Annotated in this window: 2 protein-coding genes; both read right to left on the minus strand. The window is 34.9% G+C overall.

Annotated features, from left to right (window positions below; genetic code table 11):
• Positions 1-269: 269 nt before the first annotated feature.
• The gene (mutL, locus tag OZD61_RS05660; RefSeq protein WP_274980152.1) at positions 270-2,096 is read right to left on the minus strand and encodes a DNA mismatch repair endonuclease MutL; all 1,827 of its coding nucleotides are present in this window, start codon (positions 2,094-2,096) and stop codon (positions 270-272) included.
• Positions 2,097-2,103: 7 nt separating this feature from the next.
• On the minus strand, positions 2,104-2,595 hold the full coding sequence (gene purE / locus OZD61_RS05665; RefSeq protein WP_006280351.1) for a 5-(carboxyamino)imidazole ribonucleotide mutase: 492 nt from the start codon (positions 2,593-2,595) through the stop codon (positions 2,104-2,106).
• Between the last annotated feature and the right edge of the window lie 277 nt (positions 2,596-2,872).

Below are 2,872 nucleotides of genomic sequence, written 5' to 3' on the forward strand. Positions count from 1 at the left end.
CTGTCTTAAACGCTTTGTAAGCGCGTTTCGGCTTATATAGGTAAAAACCCAGAAATTTTTAAAGACATGCAACGCACGTAGTGCGAAAAATTAAACATGAGACGCCAAATACCCCAAGTTTTTTGTCATTAACCTGCAGAGATTGCAAAGATAAATAAATAGCTTCAGTTTCATGATAAAGGGGCTGGCGGAGTTTGTCAAGTAAGTTTTTTGTCTCTATAGCTACTTGGATGACGAGGAAGAAGCGCTTACATATTTATGGCAACCTCTTACCTCCGCTCAAAAAGTTTTTCAATATCACTGAGTTTCATTTCTATGTAAGTTGGTCTTCCGTGGTTGCATTGCCCGGAATATGGGGTTTTTTCCATTTGTCTAAGCAGCACATTCATTTCTTCTAATCTCATTTTTCTACCCGCTCTAATTGATCCATAACAAGCAATAGTGGCCAATATTTTGTTCACTTTATCTTCTACTGGCAATGTACCTTCTATTTCCGTTAATCTATCGACTATATTAATCAGCATCTCTTTCACATCTATTGCTCCCAAAATTGCAGGGATTTCTTTTACTATCACTTTATTTTCTGGTTTGATCTCAATATCAAAACCCATTTCAAATAACTTATCTTTATAGATTTCAATCATCTCCATTCCGGCTTGATTTTTGATTTCAACCGTTTCAGGAAGAAGTAGTTTTTGTCTTTTTACACTTGATTTTTGTTTTAAGCATTCATATACTAGCCTTTCGTGGGCTGCATGCTGGTCGACTATAATCAATTTGTCTCTTACCTCGGCAATAATGTAAGTATTATAGACCTGACAGCGTGCAAACCCGAGCGGGTGGCTCTCTATCAAATCAACTTGCTCTAACACCTTTTTTTCTAGAACCATAGTCTCCGCTTGTGATGGAAATTTCTGTATGCCGGTATAATCAAACGATTTTGACTGTTCTGATAAGCCTTTTGCTTTTTCATTTGGAGAAGCAAATTCTTTTATTAGTTGATTTTTAAAAGGACTTGGTCTTTTTTCATAAAATTCTTTTTGAACATTAGGTTTATCAAAAGGATCCGGCAATGTTGAATCCATTTTCTGGTCATGCGCTGGAAAAGTGCCTATCCTTCTTGACAATGCTTTAATTAATCCTCTTGTCATTATCTCATATATGAGCTTCTTATTCTGAAACCTTACTTCTGACTTATTTGGATGCACATTTACATCTACTTGATCATAAGGTATCTCTAAATGTAACGCTGCAAAAGGATACCTATCGCTTGGAATAAAATCATGATATGCATACCTAACTGCGCCAATAAGTAAATTATCTTTAATTGGCCTTCCATTAACAAACGTATAGATCTGAGTGGACTTACCACGATTGACAGTCGGCTTACAGATGTGTCCCGTAAGTTTAATGCCGTCTTCTTCTTCATTGATCTCCAAAGAATTGCCCTGAAATTCTTCTTCTACTTCACACAATCTATGAAATAACGAAGTCTGCTTAGCGTATTTTAAGAGCTTTTTATTACCTGAAGTGAGAGTAAACCCCATATGATAGTTAATCATTGCTAGGTTGTTTACAATATCAACAATGCTTTGAGTTTCTGCTCTTTCAGTTTTTAGAAATTTTAGTCTATTTGGAGTGGCAAAAAATAAATCTCGTACTTCAATATGTGTGCCTTGTGATAAAGAGTAAGGAGTTTGCTCCCCTATTTTCTCTCCACCCTCATAACTTATAGACCATGCTTCATCTGCTTCTCTTGCCTTAGACGATAATTTTATCCTGCTTACTGCTGCTATTGAAGGCAGAGCTTCTCCTCTAAAGCCAAGATGCTTGATTTCTATCAACTCATTGTCGCTCAATTTTGAAGTAGCATGGCGCATAAACGCAAGTTCTAAATCGTTTTTTTCTACTCCGTTACCATCATCTGTCACAATAATAAGGTTACGCCCACCACTTTCTATTTTAATCTCTATTCCTAAACTTCCAGCATCTATTGCATTTTCCACTAATTCCTTTACTACACTTGCTGGCCTTTCTATCACCTCCCCCGCTGCTATACGGTTTATGGTTTTTGTGTCTAAAAGGATTATTGCCATAGATTTATTATGAAACTGGTTTCTCTTTTACTTCTTTGGTCTGTTTCTCTCTCCACTTTTTTAACCTACCTGCAATTTCACTGTTGGAAATTGACAATATAGATACGGCAGTAATGGCAGCATTATATGCTCCATTTTCTCCTATAGACATGGTTGCAACTGGAACACCCTTTGGCATTTGAACTATAGAGAGTAGACTGTCCAGCCCATTTAATTGTTTACTATGCACAGGAACGCCGATAACTGGTAAACAAGTTAGTGACGCAACCATACCAGGTAAATGAGCTGCACCTCCTGCACCAGCTATAATAACCTTAAAACCTTCTTCTTGTGCAGATTTAGCAAAATTGAAGAGCCTTTCTGGTGTTCTATGTGCAGATATTATGAATATATCATGTGAAACTTCTAATGCTTTTAACATATCAACAGTATGGACCATAGTGGTGTAATCTGACTCACTTCCCATAATAACAGCAACATCTTTTTTTATTTTTGTCATATTCAACACAATTTTACTTACTAACTAAATAATGTTCCAACTAAAAAGCAACAAATATTTAAATTATATTATAAATATAATATATAGAATTCTCGTTAAAATAGAAATTTTAAAAATTTAAATAAATATTTATATTAAGATATAGAGATATAAACTTCTTATGTAAGATAAATTTATAAAATAATTATTTTTGTATTTCAAGCTTTGTAATCTTAGAACCTGTTTAAAATCTTCGTAATAGGAGAGAAATGAAGGAAAGGACAATCATTTGCAAGCT

The organism is Wolbachia endosymbiont of Drosophila bocki (assembly GCF_028982005.1).
In the GTDB taxonomy this organism is placed as follows: domain Bacteria; phylum Pseudomonadota; class Alphaproteobacteria; order Rickettsiales; family Anaplasmataceae; genus Wolbachia; species Wolbachia pipientis.